At 37.1% G+C, this 16104-nt stretch carries 12 protein-coding genes; 2 read left to right on the top strand and 10 right to left on the bottom strand.

What is annotated here, in order from left to right; all coding sequences use genetic code 11:
• Positions 1 to 570: 570 nt before the first annotated feature.
• The 3 genes from serS to H3U49_RS06065 form a co-directional block, all read right to left on the bottom strand.
• Complete coding sequence (gene serS, locus H3U49_RS06075) at positions 571 to 1878, bottom strand: serine--tRNA ligase (RefSeq protein ID WP_198180492.1); 1308 nt, start codon at positions 1876 to 1878, stop codon at positions 571 to 573.
• Positions 1879 to 2209: 331 nt separating this feature from the next.
• The gene (locus tag H3U49_RS06070; RefSeq protein WP_198180490.1) at positions 2210 to 2740 is read right to left on the bottom strand and encodes a GNAT family N-acetyltransferase; all 531 of its coding nucleotides are present in this window, start codon (positions 2738 to 2740) and stop codon (positions 2210 to 2212) included.
• A complete protein-coding gene (locus tag H3U49_RS06065) occupies positions 2740 to 3345 on the bottom strand; it encodes a TVP38/TMEM64 family protein (protein WP_046331627.1) in 606 nt (201 codons plus the stop codon). The genes H3U49_RS06070 and H3U49_RS06065 overlap by 1 nt, the downstream gene beginning before the upstream one ends.
• 193 nt (positions 3346 to 3538) lie before the next feature.
• Between H3U49_RS06065 and H3U49_RS06060 the strand changes: the two genes are divergently transcribed.
• A complete protein-coding gene (locus tag H3U49_RS06060) occupies positions 3539 to 4321 on the top strand; it encodes an alpha/beta hydrolase (RefSeq protein WP_198180488.1) in 783 nt (260 codons plus the stop codon).
• Positions 4322 to 4444: 123 nt separating this feature from the next.
• A complete protein-coding gene (locus H3U49_RS06055; RefSeq protein ID WP_198180486.1) occupies positions 4445 to 5821 on the top strand; it encodes an NAD-dependent succinate-semialdehyde dehydrogenase in 1377 nt (458 codons plus the stop codon).
• An 81-nt stretch (positions 5822 to 5902) separates the two neighbouring features.
• Here H3U49_RS06055 and H3U49_RS06050 read toward each other — a convergent pair whose 3' ends face one another.
• The 7 genes from H3U49_RS06050 to H3U49_RS06020 all read right to left on the bottom strand — a co-directional run bounded on the left by H3U49_RS06050 (position 5903) and on the right by H3U49_RS06020 (position 15955).
• Entirely contained in the window at positions 5903 to 6919 is a 1017-nt protein-coding gene (locus H3U49_RS06050; protein ID WP_198180484.1) for a zinc ribbon domain-containing protein, read from the bottom strand.
• Positions 6920 to 7014: 95 nt separating this feature from the next.
• Positions 7015 to 8565: an ATP-binding cassette domain-containing protein gene (locus H3U49_RS06045; protein ID WP_198180482.1), complete on the bottom strand. Its 1551-nt coding sequence runs from the start codon at positions 8563 to 8565 to the stop codon at positions 7015 to 7017.
• Positions 8566 to 8887: 322 nt separating this feature from the next.
• Positions 8888 to 11920 carry an MMPL family transporter gene (locus tag H3U49_RS06040; RefSeq protein WP_198180480.1) on the bottom strand — a complete coding sequence of 1011 codons (3033 nt, stop codon included), beginning with the start codon at positions 11918 to 11920 and terminating at the stop codon, positions 8888 to 8890.
• Positions 11913 to 12500, bottom strand: coding sequence for a TetR/AcrR family transcriptional regulator (locus tag H3U49_RS06035; RefSeq protein ID WP_198180478.1), 588 nt, complete (start codon positions 12498 to 12500; stop codon positions 11913 to 11915). The genes H3U49_RS06040 and H3U49_RS06035 overlap by 8 nt, the downstream gene beginning before the upstream one ends.
• 161 nt (positions 12501 to 12661) lie before the next feature.
• Positions 12662 to 13585: a serine hydrolase gene (locus H3U49_RS06030; RefSeq protein ID WP_198180477.1), complete on the bottom strand. Its 924-nt coding sequence runs from the start codon at positions 13583 to 13585 to the stop codon at positions 12662 to 12664.
• 14 nt (positions 13586 to 13599) lie between these two features.
• Entirely contained in the window at positions 13600 to 14517 is a 918-nt protein-coding gene (locus tag H3U49_RS06025) for a magnesium transporter CorA family protein (protein WP_046331619.1), read from the bottom strand.
• A 136-nt stretch (positions 14518 to 14653) separates the two neighbouring features.
• On the bottom strand, positions 14654 to 15955 hold the full coding sequence (locus tag H3U49_RS06020) for an extracellular solute-binding protein (RefSeq protein WP_198180473.1): 1302 nt from the start codon (positions 15953 to 15955) through the stop codon (positions 14654 to 14656).
• Between the last annotated feature and the right edge of the window lie 149 nt (positions 15956 to 16104).

Genomic DNA, 16104 nt, shown 5'->3' with positions numbered 1-16104 from the left:
TGAATGTTTGCTCATTCGTTCCAAGATTCGCATCTCGGATTTATTTGCTTGCGAAATTGACTTCGCTCTTTTGTTTTGGGTTCTTGATAAACCCGCACATTTTTGCGAAAACATTGTTCAGTTTTCAAGGTACTACCTGCTGCTTCTTTAAAACAGCTTTTTTATTTTCCCAGATTCACGCGCTTTTGTCAAGCACTTTTTTCTGGGGACCTGTTTGCCGTCTTGCCCGACAGCGTTTATTATCTTACTAAAGCAGCGCGATTTTGTCAACTGCTTTTGCTCGATTTATGTTGAGCTTGTTATTTGTCGTAACTCGCTCAGACACAAGTAATACATTACTCTTTTTGTATTCATTCGTCAAATTAATCCATTTGTTCGTTATTTAAGTAAAATAGCTTTCAAATTAGTTTTGACTAATACTTGTTAGACCCACTTCTTTATTTTTTAGACTAGACCAATTAACCAATTATTCGTAATTCGGTCAAATTTACTACTTACACTGCCCAAAATTTTTACAAAAAAATTTCGCAAGTTTATTCAACCTGCGAAATCATAACGAATTACTACTTATTAAATCAGAGTTTCTTCCTTAGTAATCTTTGTCATTCCATTCATATAAGGAACCAAAACTTCTGGTACGGTAACAGTGCCATCTTCATTTTGATAGTTTTCTAAAATTGCAGCCACAGTTCTGCCTACTGCCAAACCTGAGCCGTTAAGAGTATGTGCCAAGTGCAGTTTGCCATCTTCATCACGGTAACGAATTTGAGCGCGACGAGCTTGAAAGTCAGTACAGTTAGAGCAACTAGAAATTTCACGGTATTTGTCTTGGGCCGGCATCCAAACTTCCAAATCATAAGTTTTAGCACTGGTAAAACTAGCATCCCCAGTAGACAAAGCTACAACGTGGTATGGCAAATCTAGTTTTTGCAACAAGTGCTCAGCATTATGAGTCAATTTATCTAATTCATCCCAAGAATCTTCCTGTTTGCAAATTTTAACCATTTCAACTTTTCTAAATTCATGCATTCTAATCAGACCGCGAGTATCACGACCAGCTGAACCAGCTTCACTTCTAAATGCTGGAGACAATGCAGTTACATTGATTGGCAGCTTATCACCGTGAATAATTTCATCACGGAAATAGTTAACAAGAGGCACTTCAGCAGTAGGAATCAAAGTTAAGTCCCGTGGCTTGTCAGGATTGTCGTTATCAACAATGGTATAAACATCTTCACGGAATTTAGGAAATTGACCCGTACCCTGCATTGATTCATCGTTAACTAAATATGGCGGAATTATTTCAGTGTAGCCTTCTTTAGTATTTTCATCTAAGAAGAAGTTAAAAACAGCTCGCTCAAGTAAAGCACCAGCACCTTTATAATAGACAAAACGGGCGCCAGAAACTTTAGCTCCTCTGTCCCAATCCAAAATATCGAGATCAGTACCAATATCCCAGTGAGCCTTAGGCTTAAATGCTAATTTTGTTGGTTCATGCCACTTACGAACTTCTTCATTATAACTTTCATCAGGTCCAATTGGATCAGAATCGTCTGGGAAATTAGGCAGTCTTAGCAAAATATATTCTTGCTTTTCAGTCAACTCAGCAACCTTATCATCAAGTTCCTTAATTTCCTGTCCAACTGCACGCATTTTTTGCACAGCAGCAGAAGCGTCTTCCTTATTTCTCTTAATTTCCGCAATTTTCTTTGAAACTGTATTGCGTTCAGCTTTCAGCTGCTCACTGCGGTTCAATTCTTCACGCCGATCGGTATCAATTTTAACCAATTCATCAAGCTCTTCCGGCTTAATGCCACGTCTGCCAAGCTTATCCTTGGCCCAATCAAGATTCTCGCGAATCACCTTTATATCCAGCATATTTTTACCTCCACAAAAAAAGCCAACTCATCCCACAAGATTGGGACGAATTGGCTCATACATGGCTTCGCGGTACCACCCAGTTTCAGCTAATATTTAGCTGCACTTCATTAAGTCGGCGATAACGATGCCGCGTGCCGTGTAATTATTAATTACCCACATTAATGGAATCTGGAAACGACGTCTATTCGCTTGCACCAAAATGCGAACTCTCTGAATCAGTCTGAGGATTCCGTGTTTGGATATTATTTTAAGCTATTATCCTTTTTTTAGCAAACAATATTTAATGTTTTTATAATTATTTTTGTAAAAAGATTTTGCCTACTTTAAATCACTTTTCTTTATTGAGCCAGTCTGCCTTTTTTAACAAAAAATAATCTTCCCGATAGTGAAATAACTTACTTAGCTGGCTCATATCGACCGAATAAATATATTTAAAGCCTAAACGAGTGAGTAAATTCTGTGAACGAAAATTATTTTTAAAAGTGCCAGCCCAAATTTCAGATTGATTGAGCTTTTTAAACGCATAATCTAAAAGTATATTTAACGCTTCAGTCATATAACCTTGACCCGAAAAATCTTTATCAAGCAAAAAGCCAATTTCTTTGGTATGCAGTAATTCTTCTTCGTTAGTACCTCTATTATATAGTTCAACTAAGCCAATTAATTGCTGAGAATTTCTAAGACAAATGCCATAACTATACTTTCTAGCAGCATACTTTCCGGCGGCAACTTCAGCTTCCGCCAGATTTTGATAATGCCCAAAGCCTGCTAAGTTCTGATAATATTGATCTTGCCCCCATTTAAGCAGAGTTGGTGCATCAGCTAATTTGAAGGGCCGAAAATAAATCCGCCTACCCATTAATGACCTGTCAGCTTGAGCAGCCAATCCATGCCCAAGCCCAGTGCCAGACTGTATGCCGCAATGGTCCAAGGCTTGCCTAGGATAATAATCCAAAAATAAGTCCAGAATTTCATATCAGTCAAACCGGCTAAAAGACACAAAACATCATCTGGCGCCATCGGGGCAACAATACAGATTGCAAAAAACCAGTTGAATTTACGCTGGTTTTTAGTCCATTTCATATATTTATCAAGAGTTTTTTCAGAAACAATATGAAGAATAAAAGGTCTGCCGTAAAAACGCGCTAAAAAGAAGTTAATAATTGAACCAATACAGATTCCTACATAGTTATAAATAAAGCCGGCTATTGGCCCAAAGAAAATAACTCCTCCTAAAAGTGAAACACCACCAGGAATAATAGGAATAACAACCTGAATTATCTGGATTAAAACAAAAATAATCGGCCCAATTATTCTCTTGTTAGCCAAATATGCTTTCATTTTAGCCTGACTGGTAAATATTCCTAATTTGTACCAGTATATACATAAAATAATAATGATAATCCCGCTGACAACGGTCAAGATATTAATCAGTCTTCGACTAGCTTTAGCAGACAGATGCATAGCTTACCTCCAATGTTAAGCCTAATTTTACCAAAAAATAAGCATAGTGATTACTTTTTAAGTCATTAAATAATAATAATTAAAATATTTTAATTATTTTCCTGAAGTGAAAGCAATTTAGGTTTAAAACAAAAACTGACTGTTAATTACAGTATAATAGGTTTAAAAATATAATTTTGGGGAGGAAAATCGGATGACCACAATTATCAATGATGTCACTTATGATGAACAAAGAAAACTTAAGGTAGATATTTATAAGCCAGACAACGTTAGTTTTAGTGACAAAATACTGCTGTTTTGGCATGGTGGCGGCTGGTTTCGGGGAGATAAAAACAGTTTTAAAGACTTATGTCAAAAAATTTCTGACCACGGTTTCACTGTTTTTGCCCCTAATTACTCTCTTGCGCCACAATACCTTTTTCCAGCAGCACACCAAGATAGCATTAACTTCGTCAAATGGCTGATGCAAAGCGATTTTGTAATTAATAAAAAAGTTAATATTACTCAAATCGGTGCCAGTAGTGGTGGCACCATGGCGCTAAATATTGCGGGTAAATATGGCTTTCCTACTGTAACTTGGTCTGCTCCCGTCAGTTATTCTGCTTGGATGAAAGATCACCAAAACGTCACGCCAGCAGTTGATGGCCATAAAGAACTAGGTTTGAGCAACCAACGTGATATTAACAACGCTTTTTATAAATATTTTACCTTAGCATATGCCGGTTCTGAAGATGAAAAGATATTAAAAGAGATTGATGCTGATTCATATGATTACAGCAACTTACAGCAATTATTAATGATCAATTCTGCAGATGAATTGTCTCCTATTAAATATTTACTTAATTTTATTAACTTTTTGGCACAAAATAACCATGCTGTTGATCTTAAATTAATAGCAGGTAAGCGCCACGCAATGACTTATGTTAATCAATATTTAGAGGAATCATTAGCATACCTTTTAAATGCAGTAAAATAAATCTTAACTTTTACTTACTAATTATTAGTAAAATATTCTATATGTGCTATAATGATTTATGAAAACGGTTTATATTGATTTTGAGAAAAATCTATCCTGATTAAAATTTAAGGAGATAATATTATGGCTAAATATCAATCTATTAATCCATATACTAATGAAACTTTTGCCAGCTATGATAATCCTACAGCTGAACAAATTGAGGATGCTCTAAACTTGACCGATGCACTTTACCACAAGTGGCGCCATGAAGGCCCCGAGACCCGAACAGCAACATTACACAAAGTAGCAGACGGTTTGCGCGAGCATAAAAAAGAAATGGCAGAGATCATGACCCGTGAAATGGGTAAAATGATTGGTGAATCTGAAGGTGAAGTTGATCTTTGTGTATCTATTTGTGATTACTTTGCCGAAAAAGGTCCCGAGTTGTTGAAACCTGAGCCAATTGATACTAAATTGGGTGATGCATATTACCTTAAACAAGCAACTGGCGTAATAATGGCGTGTGAGCCGTGGAATTTCCCTCTTTATCAAGTAATCAGGGTATTTGCGCCAAACTTTATTGTCGGTAATCCTATTATCTTGAAGCATGCTCACAATGTTCCTGGTTCTGCAGCTTTAATTGCCAAAATTATTAAGCAGGCAGGAGCCCCTGAAGGCAGCCTAATTAATATGTATCCAAGTTACGACCAACTTGATCAAATGATTGCTGACCCAAGAATTCAGGGTGTAGCGTTGACTGGCTCAGAACGTGGTGGCTCTTCAGTTGCTGAAAATGCTGGTAAAAACTTGAAGAAGTCGACCATGGAGCTTGGCGGCAATGATGCCTTCATCATCCTTGACGACGCTGATCCTGAAGTTTTGAAACAAGCGCTTTGTTCAGCTAGAACTTATAATGACGGCCAGGTATGTACTTCTTCCAAACGCATTATTGTCGTTAAGTCCCGTTATGAAGAAACATTGCAGGAATTAAAGAAGGTCTTTTCTAGTTTGAAACCTGGAGATCCGCTTGACCCAAGTACTACCTTGCCGCCAATGAACTCACAGGGCGCTAAGGATAAACTGACTAAACAATTAGATGGCGCTCTTGCAGGAGGAGCAAAAGTTTTCTACCAATATCCTGAAATTGATTCAGACGGTGCATTCTTCCGTCCAACTATTCTAACCAATGTTGATCGTGACAACCCGGCCTTTGACCAAGAGTTCTTTGGTCCAGTTGCTACTGTTTACGAAGTCGAAGATGAAGATGCCGCTATTGCTTTAGCAAACGATTCTAGTTATGGTTTGGGTTCTTCTGTTATCAGTTCAAACATTAAGCGTGCTCAAAATGTAGCCGCACAAATTGAAACTGGTATGTCTGTCATCAATGGCACTTGGATTAGTTCCGGTGAATTACCATTTGGTGGTGTTAAGAAGTCTGGCTATGGCCGTGAACTTAGTGACTTAGGTTTGATGGCTTTCGTTAACCAACACTTAGTAATTTCAATGCCAACAAAATAATTCCTATAAGAAGATAAATTAAAAAAGCTGATAAATTGCGCTGCCCAATAAGGACGCCGATTGATCAGCTTTTTTTAATTATTACTTTTGACGGTGACGAAATAAATTATAGCCTGTAAGTCCTGTCGTCATCACATTGGCTAGAATTAAGAAATAAGTTGAAGCGCCTACTGATACGGCATACAAAAGCAGTTGGCTGGTAATGCTGTGTAAAATGCCCCGATTAGACAGTGAAGTATTGGACATCCTATAAATAACGTAAATTAGAAAAATAGTTTCAATTAAAGAAAGTAAAAACGCAATGATCCTGCTCTTTTTAGTATCTCTCATAGTATGATAAATAATAAATAACGGAATTAAAACAATTATGAGCCAAATTATACAAAGCAAAACGCCTGAAAGCAATGTCGCATTTGAAGAAAAAAGTCTGCCGGCAAGCCTGAAAATGACACCGGTAATCGACATTTTTTGGCCATAAGTCACGTCTAACACAGATGCACCAGAACCAGTAAATAGAACTATTAGATTTATTACTGCCATCAGTACTACTAAAAGTTGCACGTAGGAAAAATGTTTTTTCTTATTGACAGTTGTTTTTGCATCAGAATTTTTCTGAGTCAATCTGCTTTTTGCTTTTACCTTTTCTTTTGATTCAGCCACATCATTAAACATGTTGGACCCAATCTGATTTATTTTTTGTGTTAAACGTTCATCCACAGTATAGCGGTCAATTTTTTCCTCACGACTACAAACAAAGTATAGCCAGACCAGCAGTGCAAAGAAACAAATCCAACCAAAGCTGCGGGAAAAACTCATAAGAATCAGTAAAACTATTCCTAACAGAAAAGCAATCATGCTATTAACATGAATCCATTGCAGCATTCGTTCAATAACCGAATTTTGTTTTTCCGGATAAAATTCTTGCCGATATACTTTACGACTGGCAATTTTTTGACCAGTTTTTTCATCTTCAAAATTAGCCTTTTGGTGTCGGTCCGTGAAAAAAGTCTCACGATATTTTTGTAAATCAAAATGGCAATTTGGACAGGTAACATCCTCATCAGTGATGGGACGACCACAGTTTGGACAAGTAGTCATAAGAAACTTCCTTTAAGCAATAATTATTAATAGCTTAATCATAAAACAAAAATAGCGATAAAGAAAATTCTTTATCACTATTTTAATACAGTCTTTTACTGTAATTCTTGAATTCGTGCCTTAACTTGCTTTATTTCAGAAATTGAAGCATTCGAATCAAGCATTAATTGATCGAGCTTAAACTTGAGTAGTTCTAATTCATTATTGTTGCCTTTTTTGGACTGCTTCTTTTGGGCCGTTGATGTGATTAACCGACTATTCTTAATGTGCCATTTTGTAATTTTAAGCTGCTTGATAAATGCCTGATCGTGTGACACGAGAATCATGGCAAAGGGATAAGCGGTGACAAATTCGGCCAGTGCATTAACCGATGCAATATCTAAAAAGTTAGTCGGTTCATCCAGTAGCAATAAATTATATTGACCAGTTAGTATCTTAGCTAAATTGAAACACACGAGCTGACCACCACTAAGATCACTTATTTTGTGCTCACCGTATTGGCGCAAATGCAAATCGCCTAAGACCTGCATAGTCGAACTATCATCAAATATACTAGTAGCAAAAAGAGAGTCTAACAAGGTTTTATCTGTTTGGCTCGCAACTATGTTTTGGTTAAAATAACCTATTTTCAATTTAGGATTATAAAAGCCGGTTAATTGTTTATTCTTGATTTTTTTCAGAAAAACAGTCTTACCAATCCCGTTTTGCCCAGTTAAAACTACTTTTGAGCGATAAGCAAGATTTACTTCCTGCGTAATGTTAAATAGCTTTTGACCATATGCATTAATTGGCTGTTGTTCTATCCGTAATGCCTTGCTTTTAGGAGAAATCGACAAATCAGTTATCGCATTTTTCAAGGTAATCGCATGATGAACTGGTGGCCTTTTTAGCTCTCCTTTTTCCTTATTGATGCGGTTAGCAAGACTTTTACTGGCTCTGATAACATTATTTGCTGTTTTTTGTTTTCCCATGGACTTTGACCGCCAGTCAGATGAAGAAAGTCCCTTTTTATTACGAGAAAAAGTTCTGGCCTTATTAAAATGCTGATTATAACTTCTCTTTAACTGCTCAAGGTGCTTTTCCTTTTGCTCATAAATCGTTTCTGCTCGTTTTTGTTCATCTTGTCTAAAGCTGCGAAATTCTTCATAAGTCCCAGAGAAATTGTGCACTTCTTGATTTTGAACATACCAAACTGAATCACAAACGCTATTTAAAAAGTCCTGGTCATGACTGATAATTAAACAGGCAGTTTTGCTTTTATTTATTAACTTTATTAACCATTGTTGCTGCGTAATATCCAAATTAGATGTGGGTTCGTCTAAAAGCAACAAGCCGTTAGGCATATTTTTTAATTTGGCAATGGCCCTACTGAGAGCTAATTTCTCTCTTTGCCCGCCGCTCTTATCCCCAGCATCAAGCAGTTGCGGCACATAGGCAAAATTACAATTGTTAATAACTGCACCTTTAATAGTAAATAAATCCGGCAATTTTTCTTGAGCCAGAATCTTCATTAAAGTGGTTTTACCAGCACCATTGTTACCAATTAAACCAATTTTTTGTCTAGAATTGATACTCAAATTTGAGACAGTCAGCAGTTTAGAAGCTGCCACGCCAATTTGTAAATAATCTATTTTAATTAATTCCACTATCAAACCTCAACGTGTACACATAATACACTAAATAAGCTGCAATTCATTGAATTGCAAAAATTACTCTATCTGTTAAAGTGAATCGCTCTACGTTGAGTTAAAAATTAAAAAGTGGTGATTGATTTAAAACTACAACTAGAGCTTATTGATTATTTACTTGTCTTAACATGCCAGTATTCCTTACCTTCCACTTAAAATTTAATTAAAAATAGTATACTATAATGAACAAACTTTTGTAAACCCGTCAAGAAGTGCGTTAAACCAAAAAAGGCTGAAATCCTCTACTAAATGAGAATTTCAACCTTTTAATTAATTTCGCTTAATTTTTAGCACGTTTATTCTTGCGCCAATGAACACCTTCATAAGTCAACTTGACTGCAGCTGACAATGTAATCGGCATAATAAATACTAAAATTATCAAACCAATAATCACTGCCAAAGCAACTTCAATCAAAGTTGGAATTCCTGATGGAATTAATGCGGCAAATGTACCAGCTAAGATAATGGCTGCTGAAACTACCACAGTTCCAATAATGCCACATGCTTTAAGCATTCTTTGACTTGGGCTACCGTTTTCAAGTTCACGATAGCGTGTCATTAAGAAAATACTGTAATCAACACCTAAAGCAATTAGCATGATAAAGCCAAAGAACGGCGTGTTCCAAGTTAGCATGCTTTTACCTAAAGTAGCCTTAACTACCCACTCTGTAATTGATAATGAGCAGAAGTAAGCAATCAGTAGTGTACCTAAAATGTAGACAGGCTGTAAAAGTGAACGAGTAACAAAAATCAGGGCAATGCCAATTCCAATTAACATGATGGCAGCAGTTCTAATAAAGTCCCTGTTGGCAATGTCCTTAATGTCAGCGATGTTAGAACTTTCGCCACCCATTGCTACTGTAGCCTTTTTAAGCCTAGTTCCTGCTAATGACTTCTTAGCCATCAAACTCAGATCCTGCGCCTTCTTGGTTGCTTTAAGACTACTTGGATTTGACTTAAAGACAATCATGAACATTGCTGACTTCTTGTCAGGACTCAAATAATTCTTAATCGAAGTTTGGAAAGTATCGTTTTTAATAAATTCTTGTGGGATATAGAAAGTATCTGCGGCTGAAGAACTTGCTAAACCATTAAGGTAAGCAGCACCTTGTCCTAAGCCACTATTTACTTCATCTACACCATTAGTAATCTTTGGCGTGCTCGAAGCTAACTTGCCGGCACCTGAATTAAGTTGACCAACACTGGAATTTAATTGGCCAATACCTGAACTTAATTGACCAGTACTGGAATTAACTTGACCAATACCAGAGCTTAATTGACCTGCACTGGAATTGAGTTGGCCAATGCCGCCATTTAAGGTAGCAGCACCACTACTCAATTGACCTGAAGCAGTAGTTAATCTGCCGACACCAGATTGCAGCTGACCCATTTGTCCAGATACATCTGGCATTGAAGCAGAAGCTTCAGCCCAAGATTTTTCTAAAGCAGCACCAGCAGCTTGCATGGCAGCCATCTTCTGCTGCTGAGTTAAGCCGGGTATACTATTAATGCTCTTTGATAAGTTAGCTTTATAGCTCTTTTCTAAAACAGCTTTGGTATTTTTCTGTGCATTCGCAATACTAGCACTGCCACTTGCAAGTTGGGAATTTAATTGGTTAAGGCCACTGCTCATTTGCTCAGTTCCACTTTGCAGACGACTGGCACCGCCTTGCAGTTGACCTGTCCCATTTTGCAAACGGCTGGCACCATTTTGCAGTTTACCAGTACCAGCCTGTAATTTGCTGGCGCCATCTTGGAGTTGACTAGTACCATTTTGCAATTGGCTGGTTCCGTCAGCCAACTTGCTTGCGCCAGCAGTAACTTTCTTGCTTGCCTTGCTCAATTTGCCCAAACCGGCGCGTGCCTGGTCAACACCTTGGTTAACAGTGTTAAGCTGATTCTTAACGTAGAGCTGATCAATGCTTTCACCATATGGCTGAGTTACAGAAGTGACAAAAGCCACATCTTCAGATGCCTGGAGTTGTCTGGTTAATTGATCAATTAACCGCAAATCTGCTTCATTATCAAGTTTATGGTTACTCTTAATATAAAGAGTCGATGGCTCGGCCATCCCCTTTGAAAAGTGATCTTCGACAACGAGCATCCCTGCTTTAGCTGGGGTACTATTATCAATCTCATCAGTGTCATCATAATTCAAGTGACCAGTATACATAAGACCAAAAGGAAGCACAACCACAGCCAATACAATTAAGTAAATAATTGGGTGAGCAAGTGTCGCTTTGGAAATACCATGCCATAATTTATCTTCATGCTCACCGGTAAACTTCTTCACCGGCCAGAACATTTTTTCTCCCAAAACAGCCATGAAGAAAGGATTGAGTGTCAGCAGCACTATTAATAAAACAGCTACGCCGACCGCAACACCAACTGCTGAGCGATAAATTGAAAAGTTAGCTAAACTCAGTGCCGAAAATCCAATTAAGATGGAAGAACCGGAATAAAGGATGGTTTTACCAGCAACTTTTAAGGCACTATTCATCGCCTCATAGCGATCCATCCCTTTACCGAGGTCTTCTTTGAATTTGTCATACAAAAGGATGTTATAGTCCGTACCAATTCCGAACAGCACAATAATCATAAAGACTTGTGTAAAGTTAGAAAACGGAAAGTTCTGGTATTTAACCAGATTAGTCACAATCGCAAATGATGTGATAAAGGAAACTCCAACCGTTAGTAATGAAATTAGGGGCACTATTGGCGACCTGAAGACAATCACTAACACAATAAATATGAAGATAACGGTAATTACTTCCGTTTTCTTAATTCCCTCTTGAATAGCATTCGAGAAGGCATTTTGTAAAACATCAGCACCAGTAACGTAAGTTCTGATGCCGGCAGTTTTGACTGCTTTATTCAACTCAGCCTCAACATCATTAACCGGTCCGTGCTTTTTAGCCACATTCAACTGCATTATCCAAGTTGTATTATCCTTTGACTGCAGCTTTTTCTTAGTAGCAATATTATCATCTGGACCCAAGACCATCTTGATCCCATACTGATCTTGCTTGTCTTTAAGTCTGTCAATGGTTTCATTAATGGCATTTTTATCATCAGATGTCAATTTGCCCTTTTGCTTGTTAAAGACCACTGCAATCTGATAGGTATCCTTTTGCTTAGGACCCCAATCATTTTGAATTGACTTTGCGACTTCACTTTGAACATCCGACGGTAAGGAAATATTTGAGTGCTCACGGGTTAACCCTGTAACGTCCGGCAAAGCCACAACTGAAATGATTAATATTAAAATCCATGCAATTAACGAGAAAATATGATTTTTTACTAGTTTATGCACTCTTATTTTCCTTTCTCTTTTTTGGCAATAATTTCTTAGGCTGAACCAATTGAATAATTAATTCATGATAGCCTTGGTCAGCCTCTTCACTAGTTTCTTCTGTAAAAGAATCAGACACATCTAAAAAAACGTATCCTAGTACTGCCCCAATTAAGGAATGGAGCGAAACCGTGCTGTCACTTCTCAAATTTAGTTTGTCAGCCAAAGCTATTATCTTTAAAATTTCTTGAGTAATAGCATCGTCTTTTTGGTATTCATTCAAGTGATAGAGAATACTAATTAATGCAGGATCGTCCAAAATAAAATTACGGACGATATCAGCAAACTTAAGTAAAGCCTCTTCACCTGAAATTCCGATCAAATTATCAACTAATTTTTTACCTAAAATTTTAATTCTGCTTGCACCGACAAGCGACAGCAGTTGCTTTCGACCTGAAACATAATGGTAAAGTGACTGTGAACGAACGCCTAACTCTTTGGCTAGGTTCGGCAGAGTGGTCGCGGAAAGTCCCTTTCGTCCAATCAGCTCCGTCGCCTTCGCAATCACCTTATCTAAATCAAGGCTTCTTCTTTTAACCAATTTCACCCCTCCTTTTGACAGCATACTGAATAATATAGCACTACAATATGAAGAATACAATCTACATGCTGTAAATTATTTTAAATTAATAAAAAAGCCCTCAAAGTGACTTTTTATTAGGGCTTAAAATTTAAGATTTGTTAAAGCATACGTCAAAAATGTTATTTAAAAAAGCTGTTGACTGCCTTACCTAGTTTAACAAAATCATGGTCATTATTACTCCAGACGCTGACGCAATAGGCATTACCATTAGACTGGATAAGTGCAACATTGGCTTTAGCATCACCAATGCCATATATCAGGCCTTTAGTATTACGAACAATTTTGGGTTTGGTCTTGACAGAACTTAGTGCTCCTAAAACTTGATTAGAATATTGTCTGCTTAAAATTTGATCATGGTAGAGACTCACCATAATTTTGTTCAAATCGTTTGCTGTGGTTAAAGCTGCTGGTTTGGCTGAAAACTTACCTTTAATTGTAGTATCATGGACCCCAGTTTTCTTAATAATAGAGTTAACGGTAGTGGGCTTAACTGTGCGCAGCAGAGCATTGGCCGCAGTCTTGTCACCTTGCATCATCAGCTGTTTCAAATAAGCTGCATTATACGCAATTCCTTTTTGAAGCACCTTTTCACCTTTAACGTGATCTGCTTTTTTGATCTTGATTGCTTTTCTGGAAACAGACTTCCCATGTTGTTCTTGGTAAGTTAAAGCAATAAGTAGAAATAAACGACTACTAGTATTTACTCCGTGTCGTTGACTGGTATTAGAAACACGCGCATATTTATTGTTATTCAGGTCTTGAACACAAACTTGATAGCTCTGATCCTTCCCCATCACCTGTACAATTTTTTCCGCCCATTTTTGCTCACTGCCAGAAGCAATTTTAATGTGATTGGGATATTCCACGGTCGCAACTTTTGGTTCACGGGCAGAGTTTTTTCCTTTTTTATTTTTGACAACTTGTTCCTGTCCTTGACCCACAATTTTCAGGCTGCTGTTCTCTACTTTTTTAAGATTGACAGAATATAGCATAAAAGCAATAAGTGCTGTGATTAATGAGCCTATCAAAACTTTATTTTTCATTTATTTGCCTCAGTTTAAAAGAAATGATGTCGTTTCATTAAAACAATCAACCAAACCATTAAAAAGACTGTCACCACTATGATAGCAATCCAGTCAGACGAGCTGTGGCCAACCGGAAGGCTGACGTTCATACCATAAAAGCCGGTTAAAATTGTGGGAATGGTTAAAACCAAAGACCAGACTGTAAGGAACTTCATCGTATCATTCAGGTTATTGTTCATCATGTTATTAGAGGTTGCAGATAAAGTTTGAGTTACCTGTTGCGAAATTTTCACCATTTCTGCAGATTGATTTGACTCAATTAAAACATCATCCAGTCGTTCACGTCCAGGCTTTGTGAAGTTCAACTGAGACATTTTTAAACTGTGCAGCATCATTAGGTTAGTTTGTATTGAGCTAGACAAATACACCAGACTTTTTTCAATATTTGACAGTTCAACTAAGTCCTTGTTATTAATGTCACCGGAAAGCTTTTGGTCTAAACTATTGCGTTCTGCATCAAGCTGAGTAACAGCTCGTTGAAAATACTGTGAAGAATACAGTAAAAACTTCATTAATAATTCAGTAACATCTTGCGCCAGGGATAGTTCTCGTCTTGTAGCCGTGTCATTAAACTCATCAAATACATAACTGGTCGATTGAGTATGAAAAGTAAAAATGTTTTCCCCCGATATTAAAAAAGTTACTGGGTGAGCCGTAAAATGTTTGATAGTTTTAGTAGGCCAAATAGGCACATCATAAACTAGCAAGTTGATATGTGTATGCGTATCATAATCATAGTGGGGTCGTTCATGTCGGTCTGAAATATAAGTAATCATGTCAGGAGTAAAATGAAAGTCTATTTGCAGTTTATTACTATCTTCTTCACTCAAATTGCTGATATCATACCATTTATAATTAGTTTCCACCGGAAACTTTTGTTCTTTGATCACGTTTTCACCCCTGGCCACTATATTTAGCTAGTGCTGCCACCAGCTTTGTTATGCCATTATTATCTTAACATTGAAGAGAAAAACGACAAATAAAAAAACAGGCCCAAGCCTGTTTTTTAAATTTTTTATCACTTTTCTATTGTTTCCAAGCTGCATCAAATTTATTTTTACCTGTTGTAATGGCTTTTTCAACATTACGGTTCTTTTGTGCGGCAGATAATATTGACTGCATAATTGGGGTTAATTGACTAAATGTAGCACTAGAGTCCTTAATTACAGGAACACTGTAAAGTGAGTTGGCATTAAGAATGTCTTCCAATTTGGCAGGCAGTTTAAAGTCTTTATTCGACTTATATTCATCAGACTTTGTGGCACTGTCACTAACCGGAATATAGCCGGTTTCTTTAGCCCACTTAATTTGACTATCTTTAGAAGAAAGATATTTCATAAATTTGAAAGCAGCAGCTTTCTGCATCGCACTTGCATGGCTGAACATATAAATGTCGGTTCCCTGTGACATTGTATATTTGCTTGGCCGAGCTGCCACTTCATAATTGAAGCCTTTCTTAGCTGCCTGTTTGATCCATGTTTCAGTTGATGAAGATGTAACAAACATTGCCAATTTTTTGTTAGTAAACGGAATGTACAAGTATTTATCAGAACCTGGCATTCTAAAGTAACCCGCTTTTTCCCCGTCGATAAAGTAATTGAGCAACTTTCTGGATTTAGCACCAGTAAAGTCAATTTTACTGGAGAAATTTTCACCCTGGTTCTTCATACCCAAAACGTAGTAGTTATCAAGATCATCAAAACCGGCACCAACTACTTGATGATTGCTCTTTTGATAAATAGTCTGTGCAGCCTTCTTAACCTCGGCCATTGTTGCAGGAACTTTGGTAATGCCATATTCCTTAAACATCTTTGGGTTATAAATTAAAACTTCAATTGACTTGTTAAAAGGAATACCGTATTGGGTGCCCTTAATTTGCGCACCATTTAGCATGTCTTCCTTAATACCAGATGCTGAGGCACTGCCCCAACCTACATTTTTATCATTAATGTATGGTTTAAGGTCAACCAACATCTTATTTTTAGCAGCACTTTCAAGCCAACCCGGGTAAGCCTGAGTGATTGTTGGTAAATTTTTAGGTGATTGCAGAGTCGAAGTTATTTTTGATTGCAAGTTATCATAATCACCTTGTTGTTCAAGCTTGATTTTTATTTTAGGGTTTTTATTTTCAAAATCCTGAGCTAAACTTTTCAGTGTTTTTTCCTGAGAGCCCTGCATCCCATGCCAAAAAACAACTGTAGTTTTTTGAGTTACTTTTGGTATTTTAGAACTTGAGGATGATGAACTGCCACTTTTTGAACAAGCTGCAGTTCCAATTAATGCCAAGCCGGCTGCCGCAACAGCTGCCAGCTTTTTACCGAAATTCATGATATCTTTTTTCCTCCAAAATTTTTTAAGTGCTCAATAGTGATAGTTTGAGCATTAATACTCATTTATTGTATAGCAAATAATGTAAGATTACAACAAATTTAGATACAAAAATTCGGCTTTATTTGTATATTTTACTTTATTTGATT

The organism is Lactobacillus sp. W8174, assembly GCF_016100975.1.
Lineage (GTDB): Bacteria > Bacillota > Bacilli > Lactobacillales > Lactobacillaceae > Lactobacillus > Lactobacillus juensis.
Note: the sequence above shows the minus strand (reverse complement) of the source record. Positions and strands in the feature narration are given on the sequence as shown.